Annotated in this window: 5 protein-coding genes; all 5 read right to left on the reverse strand. The window is 35.4% G+C overall.

Going from position 1 to position 4,107, the window contains the following annotated elements; translation table 11 throughout:
* Positions 1-559: 559 nt before the first annotated feature.
* Positions 560-1,105: a zinc ribbon domain-containing protein gene (locus tag A1QO_RS05790; protein ID WP_241790408.1), complete on the reverse strand. Its 546-nt coding sequence runs from the start codon at positions 1,103-1,105 to the stop codon at positions 560-562.
* Positions 1,106-1,224: 119 nt separating this feature from the next.
* Positions 1,225-1,890, reverse strand: a complete 666-nt coding sequence (locus A1QO_RS05795) for an MAE_28990/MAE_18760 family HEPN-like nuclease (protein WP_017041386.1) — start codon at positions 1,888-1,890, stop codon at positions 1,225-1,227.
* A gap of 1 nt (position 1,891) precedes the next feature.
* A complete protein-coding gene (locus tag A1QO_RS05800; protein WP_017041387.1) occupies positions 1,892-2,923 on the reverse strand; it encodes a DUF262 domain-containing protein in 1,032 nt (343 codons plus the stop codon).
* 147 nt (positions 2,924-3,070) lie between these two features.
* Entirely contained in the window at positions 3,071-3,334 is a 264-nt protein-coding gene (locus tag A1QO_RS05805; RefSeq protein WP_017041388.1) for a hypothetical protein, read from the reverse strand.
* Positions 3,335-3,444: 110 nt separating this feature from the next.
* Positions 3,445-3,708, reverse strand: coding sequence for a hypothetical protein (locus tag A1QO_RS05810; RefSeq protein ID WP_017041389.1), 264 nt, complete (start codon positions 3,706-3,708; stop codon positions 3,445-3,447).
* Positions 3,709-4,107: the final 399 nt, after the last annotated feature.

Genomic DNA, 4,107 nt, shown 5'->3' on the forward strand with positions numbered 1-4,107 from the left:
ACGCATAGTAAAACTGCCACGCGTTGAGAATCCACTTGAATTGTTTGTTATGCAAATTCAATAAGATAAGCTGACTTTACTCGATCAAAAACCATAATTGCAATGGTTGAGTGATTAAAGAATCAACCCAAGCAAAAGCCGTGATAAATAAGCCGCAAAAATGAAGTCTGCCTTTCAGCGACAAACTAGGCTTTTGAGCCAAACAAACTCAACGAGCAAAGTCTTCAACAAATACAAAATGATCGATTAACTTGCTCTTTCCACACTTTGCGCCAACTAAATTGACAACACGCCAACGCTAAAACCGATTGAGGCAAACAAAGAAATTTGTCTGTTTTACGGTTTGAGTTAACCACGAATTTGAGGGTAAAAATGCTCATTTGCCGACAGCTCAAAACGAATGGCCGGAGAAATCCCAAAAGATTGAACCCCTAAATTTACCTGAGTTGCATAACGCCTTACTAAGTGGCGCTTATGATTAGCTTACCCGAGCCTGCATAATTCTGAGCCGAGAGTGCCGAGCGTTTGAGCGTCCACTTAAGTAATTTGTTATGTATATTTATGCGCGAGCTTTCTGCCCGCAGCTTGAACAGAACTTATCTGTAATTTCAACGGGTGAGCCACAACCAGTGCAAAACTGAGACTTGTTGTTGTCGTTTTTATCAAATCCCATTAATTTATTAAATGGGTCTGGTTCCTTACTGGGAGAAACAATGTCTTGCGCTGTAAACCTATTTTTAGCTAAAGCATTATAAATATGGTAACCCCCACCAATTACGGAAGATAGAATGACGAAATACCCGATTAAACTCCAGTATTGTGGGCCAGAGTTTCCAGTCGTGCTTATCCATATTATACCAAATAACGTACCTCCGATTAGCTCGCTTAGCCCTTGCCCTAAGGAAGGGGCCCTGCCTTTTTTTATAGCAGCAATGTTTCCATTTTCGTCGGCCATTGTGACTCTTCGAGGGGTTCTGTTTTTGAGACGGTCTTTAATTAGTAGATCTATTTCATTAGCTCTATCTGGGTATGCATTTCTATCAATGTTTTGTTGGCTTTCCAATAAATCTTCTAAGGTGTACTTTGTATAATCTACTTTTGTCACTATAAACTTTCCTTGTATATACATAACGCCTTGCTAAGAGGCAAAAAATTGTTTGCTAAAATGTTTGAGGTACGAAAAACAGCAAACTGTTTTTTGTCCTTTTGAGCAACTTGTTAGCACTACGCAGCACCTGAATATTTATATGCCTTACTGACGGATATAGTTTCAAACCCTGCAACGATATGAAAACAAAGTGCCTCAACGTCAGCTACACGCTTTGTAAGAACCTCCGCAGTATAACGGCCACCAACCTTGCTGGCCTTTTCCCTGCCGTGAGCAATAGCATTACGATGCCCTTTAATTTCTTTTAAGATCCAATTATTCACATCTGTTGGAATAGCATCACCAGATAAGTGAAAAATTTGCCAAATATCTTCAATCTGTTCTTGAGAAATATTAATTCCATCTGTTGGAAACACCGAGTTATCTATAGGTGCAGGTTCAGAAGAAAACAAGGCATCAAAAAGTTCTTTTTTCTTATTCCATACTGTTTTCTTGCTACTACCTAATAAAGCATTAAATTTATTATCTAGAACAGTGCACAATAAATATTTCTTAAACTCCATTGGTTTAAGCTCTTCTTGCTTTACTAATTCTAAAAATCTAGAAACAACACTCGTTATTGTATATTCAATAGATGAGTACAATGAAATAAAAAGGAAACCTTTTTGTATTTTCAACAATTCAGAGTGCCTATCAACAGCTTCCAAACTAGAGATATGAGTAATTAATTCTTTTGATTGGTTTAATCTATCTCTAATTTCTAACTCTACCGTTTGATACATTCTATTTAAACCTATCGTAGGCGTATGCAATACGAGCTTTTAATTTTGGTCTCGAGTTAGTTGCTGAAGAAGTTAGTTTTGTTAATTCACCATCGTTAATCCAATCAACAACATTCTTATCAAGTATGTTTACCCCTTCTTCAATAGCATCTGCAGCACCAATAGTTATAGCTTCGAATAGGTTGTAAGGTGTAGTGCTTCTGTTTCCTCTTTTTATCCCGTCTGGTAATTCATTTGCTAGTGCTTCAAAAGTTTTTTCAAATGTAGCTCGATTCTTTTTATAATTAAATGAAGTAGAGGCTTCTGCCATATAATCATTAAGGAAATTAACCACACTATGATCAAATTGATCTCTATTATTTTTATAGGCAAAAAACTTAAGAATCAATTCATTCTTAGTACCATCGTTACTTTTTGCTTTAGGAAGGTTTACAACAGAGTTGAAATGTTCATTTTCAGATAGCTCTGTAATAAAGTCATTAAATTGACCTCTAAAAACACAAGAGCGTATTTCTTGATCAGTTAACTTAATTCCACCAGTATTTAGCCTTTCAAAAAGGTCAAAGCGCACTTTTAAATCGCTTTTATCACTTAAAGTAGTAACTTTAAGTGGTCTTAAATTGAATTTAAGTTTCAAGGTCTGAGGCAAATCTTTAAAACTAGAGTTGTTGAATTCTGTTAGAACTTCTAGACCTTTTAGGACTAAGTTTGATTCAAAACCAAATTTTTCTAACTGTTCATCATTTCCAACAAAATGTATTAAGGAGTTTAATCTCTGAACGCCATCTATTAGCTCCCAAGAGCCATCTTTATTTGCAGCCATGAATAAACTAGGCACTGGAATCCCTAGAAGAACTGATTCAATCAATCTAGATTGGTTTTCATGAGGCCACCTAAACTGCCTTTGATATTCAGGGGCAATATCGACTATACCTTCATCTGACATTGAGACTAACTCTTTAACTGATATATCAAATGAGTCAAAATCTACTTTCCGTGTTTCCTTGTCTAGCTGATTTACATAATCTTTCATGTTTTTTCCTAAATTCGTGACTTATACACGGTGATAAAATAAGTAGTGCTAACGCCTCGTTAAGAGGCAAATAATATGTTGGCTAAAATAAGCGACGCAGGAGCAAAAGCCAACGGTTATTTGTCCTGCTTTAACGACTTGTTAGTTTTACAATTTACTCGAAAGTGAGCCACTAACTAATACTAAAGCTTGTTCCTCGGTAAATCCTTTTTTTAATAATGCGTCAAAAAGATTACGTGCAAATTGTGCTTTAGCTTCTATGATTTTTGGATCATTCATAGCATTAATTGCTAACTGTAATTGGTGATCCAACTGCTGCTGAAGTTGAGTTGCCAAAGGGTGCTCTTTGCTCTCAGAGCCAATGGCAGTAAATGAAAACAATAATAGTGAGACTAACAGTGATTTAAACATCAAACTTTCCTTGTAAAACTAACGCCTCATTAAGTGGAAATTAATGGTTGGCTATAATCGCGAAGCGATAGCCAACTGTTAATTTTCCATTTAAATGACTTGTTATGTGTTTATAAGCTATTGCGATATTTAAACTCTTTAACATACCAAATAACACTATTTATAAAGCCACTAACAATTACTATTACAGCAATATTTAAAGATAATTCAGCAAAAAAATCGCCATTAAATTGGGCATTACCAGAAACGAGATATCCAATTATGCGCCCTATGATTAACAGTATGCCTAAATATAAAGTCGACTTGGCAACATAGTTAAGCATTCCTTTTTTACGTTCTTCAGTCCATCTTTCAAATTTAGAATTTTTTTCCATCGAAATATCCTTATATTTATAAAATTAGAAACAATGAATAAATGACACATAACGCCTTGCTAAGCGGACTAAAATGGTTGGTTAAAATCGCGTAGCGATGACCAACTGTTTTAGTTCCGTTTAAGCAACTTGTTAGCCGGCTTTTTGAGTGAAAAAAGTAGATTAACAAACGGCTTATTATTGGAGATTTAGCTTAACATTTCGAAGCTAAATAACCAGTTTAAAAACAATGCGAAACGAAGGTTTGATTGAAAACTAGAACCTAAGTAGCAATCTAAAAAACAATGAACGGAAGACCGATTCAAAGGAAAAACGAACCCTCGTTTTTACAATAATCTAAAAACCAAACTAGCTTTCTGCGAAGACAGCTAACGCCTTGCTAAGCGGATAAAAATGGTT

The sequence above is a fragment of the Vibrio genomosp. F10 str. ZF-129 genome (assembly GCF_000287055.2).
GTDB lineage: Bacteria > Pseudomonadota > Gammaproteobacteria > Enterobacterales > Vibrionaceae > Vibrio.